We start from the raw sequence: 15,966 nt of genomic DNA on the forward strand, positions 1-15,966 counted from the left end.
ATTAAGTACGCATTGGTTTTAAAATATTTGTCCGTTTTGATGCTCTCCAAATAATGAATAATAAGAGCAAAACAGCTAAAGTGAAACTTGTGTTAGCAATAATGTCAATATCACCCATATGCCTTATGCCAATACCGATAAATGCCCAAACAAAAACGAGCGGATAAATAAAATCATCGTTTTTAAAAGTAAAAAATAAGGCTAATACCGATCCAACAATAAGCATTGTGATCGTCCAAGTTTCTGAAGAAAGCCCAAACCCCTTCCAACCCGAATATTTAAGTACAACGGAGGTATTAACAATTGTAGCTAAACTCACCCATCCTAAATAGATTGAAAAAGGAGACAGAACATATCTTGGACGGTTCTCATCGCTTTGTATTTTTGAATAAATAAGGATTAAAGACAGCAGTAATCCTATCATTACAATGAGTGAAAGAATCAGTTTTTCATAATGCCACACAAAAATCCAAAGGCAGTTAAATAAACAGCTAATCACAAACCAATAACCTATTTTTTTGAAAACAGGTTGACTAATATGTTTAGGCATGGCCTGATAAATTACCCATAAAGCCAGCAACGTATAGATGAGTCCCCAAATCGAGAATACATACCCTGCTGGAGTAATAAGGACATTATACTTAGCTGACAGTGCACCTGTTGTATTCCCGTTTAACGGTAACGCGTTTGCCATATAATTAACTACAATTACTGCTCCTAGAGCCAATATATTAAAATACGCTCTAAATTTTTCGGACATTTGTTGTACCTCCTAATAGGATCTCTTTAATCATATATACCCCATTAAGAGATTGTTTATGAGAAGCTGTTTTATTATACATGTTGCTCTAGTAGGTAGTTGATTTCCGCTCCAAGTTGCTCGCTTTCCATGGGGCGTGCGGTGAGCCTCCTGCCGCTACGCGCCTTTAGGAGTCTCCACCGGACCGCTCGTCCCATAGGACAAGGAAGGCTTCGGCAGCGAAACATCGCACGAAGAAAATTTGAAGTTCAATTTTCGAGGAGTCGGCAACCTTGCTCTTCAATCAACTTGCATAGGAGAGAAAAGAATCATCCAAAAAAACCAATCTTTAGAAAAAAGGCAATCCTTAATTGGACTGCCTTTTTAGATGATTAATTGCTAAATGCCTGAGTGCCAATTTCTGCTTCACGTTTGAATAAGCGGCTGTATACACCATGTTCTGATTCAAGCAGTGATTCGTGTTTCCCTGTTTCGATCATTCTTCCATTTTCTATAACGATAATACGATTTGCAGCAAGCACCGTTGATAATCGATGAGAGATGATAAAAACGGTTTGCTTTGATTTTCTTTTGTTGATCGCCTCATTAATTTGAACCTCTGTAATTGGATCAAGTGCTGAACTCGCTTCATCTAAAATAAGAATAGCAGCATCCTTAACAAGAGCTCTGGCAAGAGACAATCTTTGTTTTTGACCGCCAGATAACAAACTTCCCCGCTCACCTACCATTGTGTTTAAGCCCTCAGGCAGTGTTTGGATAAAATCACCTAGACCACTGTCATTTATTGCACTTAATAACTCTTCATCAGTAGCATCAGATTTTGCTATGCGGAGATTATCTGCAAGTGAACCGTTACGCAGCTGAACATCCTGTGAAACTATAGCGATTTGTGAACGTAGCCACCCAGCATCAATAGATGAAATATCTTTGCCGTCTAAAAGAATAGAACCGCTGTCAGGTTCATATAGACGGAGTAATAGATCGACGATCGTAGATTTCCCGGAACCGCTAGGTCCGACAAGTGCGATTGCTTCACCGGGCTGAACAATAAACGATAAGCCTTTAAGTACTTGTTCATCTTTTTCCGGATAGCCAAATGCTACTTCCCTTAATTCAATCGATCCCTCTACTAGAGGCAATGTAATACCTTTTTTGGTTTCTGCGTTTGACGTTTTTTCGCTTAATAAAATTTCAGATCGATCGAGCGCTGGACCGGTTCTTCTTACAGATAACCAGTTTCTGAGCATTTTTTGCATTTCATTTGCAGCGATTGCAACAAGGCCAGCGGCAGTAAGCATCTCACCGGTAGTTAATCTATCGTTCCAGATTAAATAGGCGCTAAGCCCATATACAACTGCTAAACCCAGTCCATTATAACTCCCAATAACGACGATGGATTGCATACGTGCTTTTAATTCGTAACGAGATTCTTTAATGAACGATTTGCGAATTTCAGCAACACTTTGCACTTCCCCGTCAGAAACTCCAAGAACTCTTGAAAGGTGGATGCCTGTAACAGATTCCCGAAGTCTTTCAAGATAGCGAGAAGCTTCTTTTCTTGCATTTGCAGAGGCTTGGCGCGTTCTTCGTCCAACTGCATTAGATGTTAAATAGAAGATAACCCCTAACACAACGCTTGTAATCATCAGATAGGGATGGATCCAAAGCAAAACGATGCTATAGAGGATTACTCCTTGAACGGAAGCCATGAAGGTTGAACCTTCCCATGCAAGGAAATTGTGCAGCGTATCAGGATCATCAGATACCCTCGCCATCATCTCACCAGATTGATTGTTCTGGTAAAAAGAGAATGGTAAGATCTGCAGATGTTTAAACAAACGAAGTTTTTGCCAGTTCGTTACTGTTTTAGCAACCTGGTGGCAAAAGTATTCATCAATTACCATCAGTATTAAGTCAGCAACAGCTGCAAATACGAGAAGCCACATTAATCCCCATAAAAGATTATTAGAATCTCCAGGAAGTATTGTATCGACAAGCCATCCGAGAGCAAGTGTTGGGATAAGCGCAGAGAAAACCTGGCTGACCGCAATAACAAAAGCATCTGCAAATACCCAGTTTTTATGTGGTTTTAAAAAGGCAAGAACGCGTCTGCCGTCACGGTTTTTTGACTTGGCGGCTAATTGGCTCATATCGCTCTCTCCTTTTCTAATTCACTGTATTGTGCCATATAGAGTTCATAGTATTGACCTCTTTGTGCAAGAAGTTCCTCATGAGTTCCTTCTTCTGCAACTATGCCCTTATCCAAGAGCAAAATTTTGTCCGCATCTCTAACGGTTATGAGACGGTGAGCGATTGTGATGGTTGTTCTGCCAGGAATAAGGTTTTCTAAAGCGGCTTGAACTCGCTCTTCAGTTTCACCATCAAGAGAAGAAGTTGCTTCGTCAAAGATTAATAGAGCTGGGTGTCTTAAAATTGCCCTTGCTAAAGCGACGCGCTGTCTTTGTCCCCCTGATAATTTGAGTCCACGTTCCCCTACAATGGTTTCGTATCCGTCGGGCAGTGCGGCTATAAATTCCGTTAGTCCTGACGCTGCACATGCTGCATCTAGATCTTCCTGAGATGCATTTTTTCTTCCATATAATAGATTCATACGGAGTGTATTGTTTAATAGGAAAGTTTCCTGTGACACAACTCCTACTTGCTGACGGAAAGAATTCCGATTGTAATCAAATAGATTTTGCTGATCTACTTCAATGGTTCCTGCTTCAGGTTCGTAAAGACCGAGAAGTAATTGGATAAGAGTTGATTTTCCGCCGCCGCTCGTTCCTACTATTCCAATATGCTGACCAGATTGCATGCTAAGAGAAACACCTTTAAGAACATATTCATTATTCCCGGGATAGCGGAACCATAGATTTTCAACGTCTATATCCCCGCGTATGGCGTTCATTTTTGGCAAGTTCTCTTCATGTTCAACTGGAAGATCAAAATATTCATAGATTCGTTGAAGGGCAGGTATTGCCTGCTGAATGATTAATGCGTTCTCAGCAAGTGACCGGATAGGAAAAAACATCGTAGGTATAAAACCTAGACACGCTACAAGCGTCCCAACGGATATGGTATTGTTCCAGACAGCCATACCTCCTACTAACATAACAACACCAGGTGTTGCGATGTTGAATAAATTACCTAGTCGCCAATTTACTTTGCCAATCAAAGCAGCACGAATCGAATAATTTTTCCAGTCCGTAAGTTTCTTGTCTTGTGTATGTATTTCTCGTTCTTGTGTTTGGAATGTACGAACAAGTCTTGTGGATTCGATGCTTTCTTGAAGATGATGATAAATGTCAGCACGCATATCACGCTGCACTGCACTCATTTTTCGCATTGTATTTCCAAGTTTGAAAGATGGATATAAATAGATAGCGAATACACAGAACATTACGATCGCCACTGGCCAATACAGAGCGAATACTGCGATAAATGCAGCTACAGCACTAACCACTTGCTGAACAAATCGAGGTACAACAGTATTATTCAAGTTTTGTACAGCTTCTACATCATGCGTAAGGCGATAAAGCATATCTCCGCGAGGTGTAGTCGTAAAAAATGACATAGGTGTCCGGTGCAAACGTCCAAAAGCTCTCATCTGCATATCAGTAATTACATCAAGTCCGATCTGAACCTGAATATATTCCTGAAGCGATTCGAAAATCACTTTAAATAAAAATGCAAACAGTACTCCTGCAACGAGCCAGCCGATCATATCTGTCATTTGATTTGGAAGCACTTCATCCACTAGCTTTCCTGCTAATATAGGAGGTATTACTGTAAAGGCACCTCCGATTAATGAACATGCAAAAGCAAGCAGAAGCCCCCTCCAATAAGGCTTGAAATGCTTAAGTGTCTCTCTTAAAAGCTTCATATTTAGTTCCCCCTCTCGCTCCTAAGCACTTTATTTTAAACCATTTTCTAAAAATTATCATTATTTTTACTTGTTATTTTTTTCAATATAAGAAAAATATATGAAGTCTTTAATTAAGCAATTATAGATAAAATGTTGGATCTAAAATTCCCAATAGAAGAATAATTTAAAAGGCTGTTTTCGCATATATTGTTGCTTTTAAAAGTAGTTGATTTCCGCTCCAGGCTGCTCGCTTTCCACGGGGCGTGCGGTGAGCCTCCTGCCGCTTTGCGCCATTAGGAGTCTCCACCTGACCGCTCGTCCCGTAGGAGTCTCGTACCTTGCGCTCCAACCAACTTGCAGATAATGAAAAAAAGCTAAAAGCAGCAATTCCTTTAGAAAAGAGCCTTTAAAATATATAAGAGAAAGCGTAAAATAAACAGTTTATGTAAGTAACGAACAAAAGACCAACACCAAAAGTCGCTTATATTGCAACTGTTTGATATCGGTCTTTTTGAGTAATTTATTTTGTTTAAGGATTTACACGTTTTAAAGGCTTAGTGGCTGGTCCTTCTACAACTGCTCCTTCGTAAGTAAAGCGAGATCCATGACAAGGACAGTCCCACGTTCTTTCACCGCTGTTCCATTCCACTTCACAGCCTAAATGTGTACAAGTGGTATCAACAACGTGCAACTCACCATTAGGATCTCGATATGCTCCGCATCGTTTTCCGTCAACAGTTACTGCTCCGCCTTCATCTTTATTAAGGCTCCGAGGATTTTTAGAAGGCTTCTCTAACTTTCCTGACACAAAATGCTTTGCCACATCGGAATTTTCTTTAACAAACTGCTTTATATCTGAAGGGTCTGCTTGAAAACGCTGAGGTTTATACAGATCCGCAAACTCGTTTTCTCTATCCATTATATGGTCCCGGATGATATGGGCAGCTAGTGTACCAGTTGTCATCCCCCATTTTCTGAATCCAGTTGCTACAAAAATATTGTCATGCTTATGTGTTAACTTACCAATGAAAGGAACTTTATCAAGTGTGATAAGATCTTGAGCTGACCATCGATACAAAACTCTTTCAAAGTTAAGCGATTTTTTTGCTTCTTTTAATAACGCTTCATAATGCTGATGTGTAGGGATTCCCTGTCCAGTCTGATGGCTTTCACCTCCAACAAGAACTACATGTTCTCCATCTTGAAGAATGGATCTGTATGATCTTACGGTTTCATCTACACTCAAATACATTCCATGAGGGAATTTATCTTTAGTTTTAACCGCTAGAACATATGAACGTTCTGCCATCATCCTTGTAAAATAAAAACCCATTCCATCGAAAAACGGAAAATGTGTGCAGCAAGCTACAAAATTCCCTTTCACTTCATGTTCAGTTTCTGTTTTTACGATAGCTTTTTTATCTTCCTTATCTTCCTGAATATCAGAAGCCGTAGTGTGTTCGTATATCTTTACACCTAGTGAATCCATTTCTTTTAATAGTGCAATCAAGTATTTTACAGGATGAAAATGTGCTTGGTTTTTCATAACAAGTGCTTTTTTATGAGGTATATCAAAAGGCATCTTTTCGGTTAAATCGCCATCGATCTCAAGCTGTTCATATGCATGAGCTTCATATTCAAGTTTTTTAATTCCTTGTTCTGTATTCGCATAAAGATAAGCATCATGAGTTTCATAGTTACAGTGGATACCATTTTCTTTTATAAAATTATGAATGAACTGACCTGCAGCTTCGTTGGATTGATAATACTTTTTTGCCCTTTCTAACCCTAGATGGGAGATCAGACGATCATAAATAACACCATGCTGAGAAGTTATTTTTGCCGTTGTATGACCTGTTGTTCCGTTCAAGACTTTTCCAGCTTCAAGCAATATTACTTGCAGTCCTTCTTTAGCAAGTAAATAAGCTGTCGTTATACCTGTAATTCCCCCGCCTACGATAACAGCGTCAGCGTGTTCATTTCCAGTTAATGAAGGGTATTTAGGCAAATCAACATTTTGCCTCCATAATGGTTCAGGGTATTGCGGCAAATTTTGTTCGTAACTATTCACGGAGTACCTCCTATAATTATACAATGTTTTTACCCATTATTCCCCATATGTGTGGGTCACAATCCAAAAAACAAAAAACAGGCTAAAATTTAGCCTGTTCCAAATTTACTTGGTAATTCTTTTTTCAAGAGCATAATCATAATTCCCTGTATAGCTATCGATCTTGCCATTATCCAGCCATATTGTTCTATTAAATAGCTTATTCATAAAATAACGGTCATGTGTTACTGCCATTATCGTGTCGTCAAATTCTTCTAAAGCTATTTCTAAAGCTTCGCGTGAATCTATATCTAAATGGTTTGTAGGTTCATCAAGTATTAGAAAGTTGAACCCTTCATAAACAAGCTGTGCTAGCCTTAACCTGGTTCTTTCTCCTCCACTTAGGTCACTAGCTTTTTTATATACAGAAGGCCCATAGAATAAGAACTTTGCCAAGTGATGTCTCGCCTCTCCTTCCTCCATGGGTACTTTATCTCGAAAAATGTCAAGTACGGTCATATTACCTTTCGCTTCCAGACCTCTTTGTGATAGATATCCAATTGAAACGGAGGACCCAAGTTTAACAGCACCATAATCAAAATCATTATTCTGCAGACAGTTTATTAATGTGGTTTTTCCCGAACCGTTCTTGCCGATGAGAGCAATCTTTTCTCCGTGTCTTACCTGCAGGTCAATATCTTCAAGAATCAAACGATCTTCTATTAACTTGCTTGCTTGTTCCAAAACAACAATATCCTGACCGCTTCTTTTATTCACAGTAAATTCAAAAGCTGCTTTTTTGCGTTCAAGCTGCGGTCTTTTCATGTTTTGAATACGTGCAAGTGCCTTTTCCATACTTCTGGCTCGTTTGAAGAACTTTTCATTTCCAGAACGCGCTCCCCAATCCCGCAGTTGTTTAATTGATTCTTTAATTTTCCTTACTTTTTTTTTCTGTTCTTGATACTTTTCAAATTCTAGCAAAAGATTGTTTTCTTTTTCTTTTACAAACCCAGAGTAAGAATGGTGATATACAGTGCATTCACCATCTTCGAAATCAATCGTCTTCATAGTAACCTTATCCAAAAAATATCTGTCATGACTGATAATTACTACTGCACCTTTGTATTTTTGTAAATAATTTTCAAGCCAGTTTATGGTATTTATATCTAAATGATTAGTAGGTTCATCCAGCAGAAGAAGTTCTGGTTCTTGAAGAAGCAGACAAGCTAACCCCACTTTCGTTTGTTCCCCGCCACTAATTTGCTTAAATAGATGATTTGTAAGATGAGATATACCAAGACCTGCTAAAACACCGTTTATTTTTGATTCTATTGCATAGCCGTCTAATTTCTCGTATTGTTCTTGAAGTTTATATAGTTTGTTTAAATTCTTTTCAAGTCGATCTCCTTGTGAAGGATCACTTAATTGAAGGTTTACTTCTTCTATCTTCTTTTCAATGTCTTTAATCTCTTGGAATGTTGCTGAGATAACCTCGTAAACTGTGGAATGGAAATCATGATCAGGCAGCTGGGCAAGGTATCCGATAGCTGCATCCTTTTTAATAAAAATTGAACCTGAATCAAAATGCTCTAAATTACTGAGCAGCTTAAATAACGTTGTCTTTCCTGAACCATTTTGACCGACAATGCCAATTCGATCTTGTTCGTGTATTTCAAATGATATATTTTTAAGAATCTCATTTCCGCCGTACATTTTTTTTAGATTTTGAACAGTGCATATAATCAATTTATTTTTCTCCTTTATTAATGGTATGCCACTGTCCTTTTTCAACAAAAAAACCATGAGCAAATAGTACCTGCCCATGGTTTTATCTTTAACATAGAAAAAGGAAAGGGTAAGGTTACTTATCGATGTACAATATTTGAATAGCTGAAATTGGACAGACTCCACCAATTACGAAAAATCACATAAGTAATTGAACGAAAAACGACCAGCCAGCTAAACAGTTGTACACCTTTAAGCATTCCTTACACCTCCTTACATTGTTATGTAATAAATAATTTCCATTTTATTATATGACAGAATTTTCAAATGTGCAAACAGGGAAAAAAGTTGCCGTTAAAAATGAAAAAAGCAGGTATTTTGCAATTTATAGCGAATTAGTTTTAAATATTTATATAATTCAGAAAAAGGGTGTGTCTTATGAAAGTAAAATCTAACTATCTATCCAAATCCAAAGTAACGTATGTAACAGAAAATATGTCAATTAGTGAAGCCCGTTATACCATCATTCAATCTGGGTACCGCTGTATTCCAGTTTTAGATGAAAAAGAAGAAAAGTTTGTGGGCTTGCTTTTTAAGGAGACAACATCCGATTATATTATTGATAATGTAGGTTCTGTTAAAGACAATGTTAGCAGGGTTGTAGAAGAAACAGATGCCTTCATTCATGAAAATACAGCTTATTTTAAAGTGCTGTTCTCAATCCGCCGTCTTCCTTTCATGGCAGTTATAGATGATGAACATAATTTCTTAGGAATTATTACTCACTCTAAAGTAATGGACATTCTGCAGGACTCATACGGAATTAAAAATGGTGGCTATTCATTAACTGTCTCTACTACTGAAGGTAAAGGATCTCTTAGAAAACTATTCACAGCCATCCATGAAGAATACAATATTGAAGGTGTGTTTACACAAGATGCTGGGAAACAATTTTTGCGCAGAGTTGTAATCACATTTAATAAAAGTGTTTCGCGCAAAGAAATTGATGAATTGGTTCACCGTGTTGAGGCAAATGGATTTAAAGTAGCCGATATAGAAGATCTAAGAACGTTTGCGAAAGTTTAATTCGTAAAATTAAAATACGTTCCCGCAAAATTGGGGAACGTATTTTTTGTGCTGTATTATTTAACTTCTTGCGGGACGGCTAGCCCAAGTCCTTTTGCTATACGAGTACCATAGTCTGGATCTGCATTATAGAAATGCTGTATTTGGCGCAGTTTTATTTCATCGTGTTCAACCGGTTTCATTGCTCCAACAATAGTTTCTACTAGCCGAAAACGTTCTTCCTCACTTAAAATGCGATATAAATCTCCAGGCTGTGTATAGTGATCATGGTGATCATAGCCAACACTGTCCGCTACCCCTGTGACTGGAAATGCAGCTTGTTTATTTTCGAGAGATTCTTTAGGACCACCGAAACTATTAGGCTCGTAATACACAGATCCTCCGCCGTTATTATCAAATCGCATTTGACCATCACGCTGATAATTATTTACTTCATGGCGCGGACGATTAATCGGGAGTGCTTGATGGTTTGCACCTACACGGTACCGGTGTGCATCATGGTATGCAAAAAGGCGGCCCTGAAGCATTTTATCAGGAGATACATCGATTCCTGGTACCAATGTTCCAGGGGAAAATGTCGCTTGTTCAACTTCTGCAAAATAATTTTCAGGATTTTTATTTAAAACCATACGGCCTACTTCAATTAAAGGATAATCTTTTTGTGACCAGACTTTTGTTACATCAAATGGATCAAACCGGTAAGTATTCGCATCCTCTAGAGGCATAATTTGCACATAGAGTTTCCAAGCAGGAAAATCGCCATTTTCAATAGCGTTGAAAAGATCTTCTGTATGGTAATCAGGATTATCTCCAGCGATCTTAGCAGCTACTTCGTTTGAGAGATTCTTTACACCCTGCTCTGTCTTAAAGTGGTATTTCACCCAAACTCCATCGCCTTCTGCATTTACCCATTTAAAAGTGTGGCTACCAAACCCATGCATATGGCGGAACGTTGCAGGAATACCACGGTCAGACATAAGGATTGTTACCTGATGAAGTGATTCAGGCGATAATGACCAAAAATCCCATATTGCGTTCGGATTTTTCAGGTGTGTTTGAGGATGACGCTTTTGAGTATGAATAAAATCAGGAAACTTGATAGCATCTCGTATAAAGAAGACTGGTGTATTGTTTCCAACAAGATCATAGTTACCTTCTTCAGTATAAAACTTAACAGCAAATCCACGGGGATCTCTAACAGTATCAGCAGAACCATTCTCGCCGGCAACAGTAGAAAACCTTACAAATAATGGTGTTCTTTTCCCTACTTCAGATAAGAAATTTGCTTTTGTATATTTTCTCACGTCATTTGTTACTTCAAAATACCCGTGCGCGCCAGCGCCTTTAGCATGTACAACACGCTCTGGTACACGCTCCCTGTTAAAATGCGCTAACTTTTCTAAAAGATGTACGTCCTGAATTAATGTTGGACCCCTTGATCCTGCTGTCATCGAATTCTGGTTGTCCCCTACAGGTGCTCCCCAGCTGGTAGTAAGATGTTTGTTTCCATTACTCAAACTAAATCACCTCATTGTTTTAATAGATTTATTGTACAACTCTAATGATATCACTTATCAATGGATAATCAATACTTTTTTATAATTATTCTAATATGAAAAATGTTATAATCTGTCGAATGATAGAATACCGCATACAAAAAACCAGCATCCGCGATAAATGCTGGTTTGAAAGGTTAACCTTCCATTCTAATCAACTTTTCAGTAATTTCTATGGAAAATAAATTTAGAAGCATTAACCTCTTAGAAAGTGTGTTTTTAATTATTGATTTGATAGATCTTTCAATTGATCAAAAAATGATGGATATGAAACAGCTACAGCTTCGCTTTGATCCAGAGTTGTATTACCTTCTGCAATACAAGAGGCTATGCTTAACATCATTCCGATTCTGTGATCCCCATGACTTTGAACAGAAGCCCCTTTTAAAGGTGTTTTCCCGTTAATAATCATTCCGTCTTCTGTAGCTTCGATTTCCGCTCCCATTTTCTTAAGCTCATTTACGACCGTTTCTATACGGTCCGTTTCTTTGACTCGCAATTCATGTGCATCTTGAATGATTGTTTGCCCTTCAGCCTGTGTTGCAGCTAGTGCAATAATCGGAATCTCATCGATTAACCGCGGAATGACATCTCCTTTAATAACGGTACCCTTTAATGATGAAGTTTTAATGACCAGATCGCCATAAGGCTCAGAAGCTTCCTCATTTAAATTTTGATATGAAATCTGTGCTCCCATATCATTCAAAACATCTAAAATGCCGGTACGGGTAGGGTTAAGTCCTACTTTTTGCAGCGTAATCGTGCTGTTTTGAACAATAGCACCAGCAACTAAGAAAAAGGCTGCAGAAGAAATGTCGCCAGGAACTTCAATATGTGTGCCTTTTAGCTGCTGTCCACCTTCAATGGAAACAGTTAATGAATTTGACTTCACTTTAGCTCCAAAGGCTTCCAGCATTCGTTCTGTATGATCTCTTGATTTTAGAGGCTCAGTAACAGAAGTTGTTCCTTCACCTTCCAGTCCCGCAAGGATAATAGCTGATTTCACTTGAGCACTAGCTATTGGAGAATTGTAATGGATTCCTTTGACGTTTCCTCCTTTTATTTGAAGAGGAACCTTATTTCCTGAATCATTGCCATTGATTTCTGCACCCATCTGTTTCAATGGCCTTGTAACACGATTCATCGGTCTTTTTGCAATAGAATCATCACCTGTCAGTACAGAAGTAAAAGGAGTATTGGCAAGGATGCCGAGCATCAAACGGATGGTAGTCCCAGAGTTTCCAACATACAGATCTTCAGATGGCGGACGTAATCCTGATATCCCTTTGGCTTCAACAGTTACATGTTCATTTTCCTGGACAATGTTTACACCTAGCTTTTTAAAACAAGATATAGTACTTAGACAGTCTTCACCAGTTAAAAAACCATTTATAGTTGTTTTGCCTTCTGCAATAGAACCAAACATAACTGCTCTATGAGAAATGGACTTGTCACCTGGCACTTTAATTGTTCCATTTAAGCTTTGAATAGGCATTAATTGTTTTTCCATAAAAAGTGCCTCCTTTATTCCGTGATATGTGTTAAATAGTTTTTATGATGTAATAGTTGTTGTGCTTTATCCCGATCATTATCGTTTTGAAAACTTAACCTCAGTACACCATTTAGATCTTCTCTTACCTCGAGAATGGTTATATTGATAATGCTAATTTGGGATTCTGCTAGGAGGGTAGTAACTTTAGACAAAGCACCTGCTGTATCTAAAATATCTACATATAAATCAGAAAACGGCTGTATTGCTCCTTTGGAACGAACTGGAAGTCCATCTCGAAATAATTTTGCTCCATTAAAGTAGTCAAATAATTGATTTTGATCGCCACTTTCTACAAAGCTAATAACTTGGTCCATCTCTTCTTTCCACTCATTTAAAAGTGATAATAGGTGTTCTTTGTTTTGGCTTACAATATCACTCCACATTTTTGGAGAGCTTGATGCAATACGTGTGATATCACGAAAACCACCCGCTGCCAGCTGCTGAACCAGCGGATTATCATTGGCATGTTTTTGAGCAAGTCTTACGAGGCTCGATGCAATGAGATGAGGAAAATGGCTTACAATACCTGTTAGAAAATCATGCTCATCCGGCTCAGCCACTATAAATTTTGCATGAGTTCCTTTTAGCCAGTCCTTGGCTTCTTCAATTCTTGCTTCAGATGCATTGGAACTGGGTGTTAGAATGTAAAAAGCATTTTCTAATAAATGTGGTCTGGCACTTTCTACTCCAGTTTTATGCGACCCTGCCATAGGATGACCGCCGATAAAAACAATTCCGTTTTCAGCCAGGTTTTCAGCTTTTTTCATTATTGTGTTCTTCGTGCTTCCAACATCCATGACAAGTGCTTTAATAGCTGGCTTTATGGAAGACAACTGGTCCATAATGTTCAATGTTGCTTCTACAGGCGTAGCGATTATGATAAGGTCAGCGTTGGCTGCATCGTGTTGCAAATCAGATGCGATTCTATCAATGACTCCTAATTTTACTGCAGTCTCACAATTAGCAGTCTGGACGTCATACCCTACGATAACCGCTTCGTGTTCATTTTTTATTGTTAAAGCGATCGATCCGCCAATCAATCCGACTCCTATCAGCAAGACGTTTTTCATGTGCAGGCTCCTTTGAGGTTAATTCTCTTTTAAGAATTCAGTTAATTTTTCTTCTAAATCTATTGCTTGGTAAGGAGCTATATACGGATGTCCTGTTTGTTCTAGAAGCACCATGTTAATAGTCCCTCCTGCAGTTTTCTTATCTTTTTTCATTCGATTGATAAGAGATGGTACGGAAAGATTCTTTGGTATTGGTGGATACCCAAGGTCATGCAGCCATCTTTTGAGATCTTTCCCTAGCTTTATGGTTTCTTCTTTAAGTGATAAAGCAAACAGCATACCATGTGCTACTGCCTCACCATGTGTAATATCTTTGTATTGAAGCTCCCCTTCAATGGCATGTCCGAGTGTGTGGCCAAAATTTAAAAAAGCTCTGATGCCCTTTTCTCTCTCATCCTGTGATACTACTTCGTTCTTAATCTCAATTCCTCTTGTTACGCAGTTTAAAAGGTGTTCGTCTTTTAGATCATGCAATGTTGTTATACTTTTGTGAAGATATTCATAGAAGCTTGGATCCGCTATTAACGCATGCTTGATCACTTCCGAAAAACCAGACCTTATTTCATTTTCAGGTAAAGTTGATAGGAAATCTGTTGAATAGATTACGGCTTCTGGCTGGTAAAAAACACCTATCATGTTTTTGCCTTCAGGATGATTGATTCCTGTTTTTCCTCCTACTGCACTATCATGAGCTAGAATTGTAGTTGGGATTTGAATAAAACGAATGCCTCTCATATAAGTCCCGGCAACGAATCCGGCGATATCACCAATCATACCGCCGCCAAGTGCAAGAATTACAGAAGTTCTGTCAAGTCCCTTTTCTAACGCAAAACTTTGGCAGGCGTAATAGTTTTCAAAAGATTTCTGACTATCTCCTGGTTTGATTTGAAAGGTCTCATACGAAAATGTTTGATCAAGTTCTGCTTGAACATCTTTTAGATATAATTCTCCTACATTATGATCTGTGATGATCAGCACATTTTTTGGAGCAGGCGTTAATGATTGTAAAACTGGAACTAGCTTAGTAATCGCTTTTTCACCTACATAAACCGGATAGTTTTTTGAAGGTGTCGTGATGTTGATTTGCTCCATTTAAAACACCCTTGCACGTTCTTGATGCTGAACGATATTCTTCTTGATCACTTCCATGTTATCCTTACCGAATTGCTCCACAAGTGCGCTTGCAAGTTCCCATGCTACAACTGATTCTGCTACAACACTTGCTGCTGGAACGGCACAGCTATCTGAGCGTTCGATGCTCGCTGCAAATGCTTCTTTCGTTTCAATATCAACACTTTGAAGCGGCTTGTATAACGTCGGGATCGGCTTCATTACTCCGCGGACAACAACTGGCATTCCTGTTGTCATTCCTCCTTCAAAACCACCGGCATTATTCGCTTTGCGAGTGTATCCATTTTCGATGTCCCATTGAATTTCGTCATGTACTTCACTGCCTGGTTTTCTTGCTGCTTCAAAGCCAATGCCGATCTCAGCACCTTTAAATGCATTAATACTCATGATTGCCGCAGCAAGTTTAGCATCGAGTTTGTTGTCGTAGTGTGTATAGCTCCCTACAGCAACAGGCATCCCTTCAGCAATAACTTCTACAATGCCGCCAATTGAATCACCGTTTTCTTTTGCGTGATCAATAGCTTTCATCATCATTTTTTCTGCCGTTTCGTCTAAACATCTAACTGGTGATGCCTCTGTTTTTTCACGAAGTTCGTTAAGTGTTTCATATGTTGTTTGTTCTGCCTTTACACCGCCGATTTCAAGCACATGCCCGCCGACTTCAACCCCTAGCTCTTTTAGGAGTTTTTTCGCTACAGCTCCTGCTGCTACTCGGACAGTTGTTTCCCGTGCTGAAGATCGTTCCAGCACGTTTCTCATATCTCGATGGTTATACTTAATGGCTCCGTTAAGATCAGCGTGTCCAGGGCGTGGTCTTGAAATGACACGTTTAACTTCAGCATTCTCGACTTCAAGCGGATCAGCCCCCATTATTTTTGTCCAATGGGTAAAATCCTTGTTCTCAACAACTAATGTAATTGGTGAACCAAGTGTTATACCGTGTCTTACACCGCTAAGAATCTGTACCTGATCTTTCTCGATCTGCATGCGGCGGCCTCTGCCATGTCCTTTTTGTCTTCTTGCAAGTTCTTCGTTTATGTCTTCAGCTAAAAGAGGAAGACCAGCTGGTACACCCTCTATTATCGTTGTAAGCTGCGGTCCGTGTGATTCACCGGCTGTTAAATATCTCATTTTCATTCCTCCAATTTGCTGTTTTTCAATTTTTATT

The 15,966-nt window shown here is 38.8% G+C and carries 11 protein-coding genes; 1 reads left to right on the forward strand and 10 read right to left on the reverse strand.

Annotated features, from left to right (window positions below):
- Position 1 precedes the first annotated feature (1 nt).
- The 5 genes from UN64_RS15305 to abc-f form a co-directional block, all read right to left on the reverse strand.
- On the reverse strand, positions 2–760 hold the full coding sequence (locus tag UN64_RS15305) for a TspO/MBR family protein (protein WP_077364311.1): 759 nt from the start codon (positions 758–760) through the stop codon (positions 2–4).
- 371 nt (positions 761–1,131) lie between these two features.
- Entirely contained in the window at positions 1,132–2,910 is a 1,779-nt protein-coding gene (locus UN64_RS15310; protein WP_077364313.1) for an ABC transporter ATP-binding protein, read from the reverse strand.
- Positions 2,907–4,646 (reverse strand): ABC transporter ATP-binding protein, encoded by a 1,740-nt coding sequence (locus UN64_RS15315; protein ID WP_077364315.1) that lies wholly within the window; start codon positions 4,644–4,646, stop codon positions 2,907–2,909. The genes UN64_RS15310 and UN64_RS15315 overlap by 4 nt, the downstream gene beginning before the upstream one ends.
- A gap of 511 nt (positions 4,647–5,157) precedes the next feature.
- Positions 5,158–6,699 carry an FAD-dependent oxidoreductase gene (locus tag UN64_RS15320; protein ID WP_077364317.1) on the reverse strand — a complete coding sequence of 514 codons (1,542 nt, stop codon included), beginning with the start codon at positions 6,697–6,699 and terminating at the stop codon, positions 5,158–5,160.
- A gap of 105 nt (positions 6,700–6,804) precedes the next feature.
- Entirely contained in the window at positions 6,805–8,424 is a 1,620-nt protein-coding gene (gene abc-f / locus UN64_RS15325) for a ribosomal protection-like ABC-F family protein (protein ID WP_171978934.1), read from the reverse strand.
- 417 nt (positions 8,425–8,841) lie between these two features.
- On the opposite strand from abc-f, the gene cbpA reads away from it, so the two are divergent.
- A complete protein-coding gene (gene cbpA, locus UN64_RS15330) occupies positions 8,842–9,489 on the forward strand; it encodes a cyclic di-AMP binding protein CbpA (protein ID WP_077364321.1) in 648 nt (215 codons plus the stop codon).
- A 56-nt stretch (positions 9,490–9,545) separates the two neighbouring features.
- Here cbpA and katA read toward each other — a convergent pair whose 3' ends face one another.
- From katA to aroC, 5 genes are all read right to left on the reverse strand, one after another.
- Positions 9,546–11,006, reverse strand: a complete 1,461-nt coding sequence (katA, locus tag UN64_RS15335; RefSeq protein WP_077364323.1) for a catalase KatA — start codon at positions 11,004–11,006, stop codon at positions 9,546–9,548.
- Between the two features lie 262 nt (positions 11,007–11,268).
- Entirely contained in the window at positions 11,269–12,555 is a 1,287-nt protein-coding gene (aroA, locus tag UN64_RS15340; protein WP_245802051.1) for a 3-phosphoshikimate 1-carboxyvinyltransferase, read from the reverse strand.
- Positions 12,556–12,569: 14 nt separating this feature from the next.
- Positions 12,570–13,667 carry a prephenate dehydrogenase gene (locus UN64_RS15345; protein ID WP_077364325.1) on the reverse strand — a complete coding sequence of 366 codons (1,098 nt, stop codon included), beginning with the start codon at positions 13,665–13,667 and terminating at the stop codon, positions 12,570–12,572.
- A gap of 18 nt (positions 13,668–13,685) precedes the next feature.
- Positions 13,686–14,759, reverse strand: coding sequence for a 3-dehydroquinate synthase (aroB, locus tag UN64_RS15350; protein WP_077364327.1), 1,074 nt, complete (start codon positions 14,757–14,759; stop codon positions 13,686–13,688).
- Positions 14,760–15,929 carry a chorismate synthase gene (aroC, locus tag UN64_RS15355; RefSeq protein ID WP_077364329.1) on the reverse strand — a complete coding sequence of 390 codons (1,170 nt, stop codon included), beginning with the start codon at positions 15,927–15,929 and terminating at the stop codon, positions 14,760–14,762. It abuts the gene before it with no gap.
- Positions 15,930–15,966 lie beyond the last annotated feature (37 nt).

This window comes from Fictibacillus arsenicus (genome assembly GCF_001999465.1).
Classification (GTDB): domain Bacteria; phylum Bacillota; class Bacilli; order Bacillales; family Fictibacillaceae; genus Fictibacillus; species Fictibacillus arsenicus.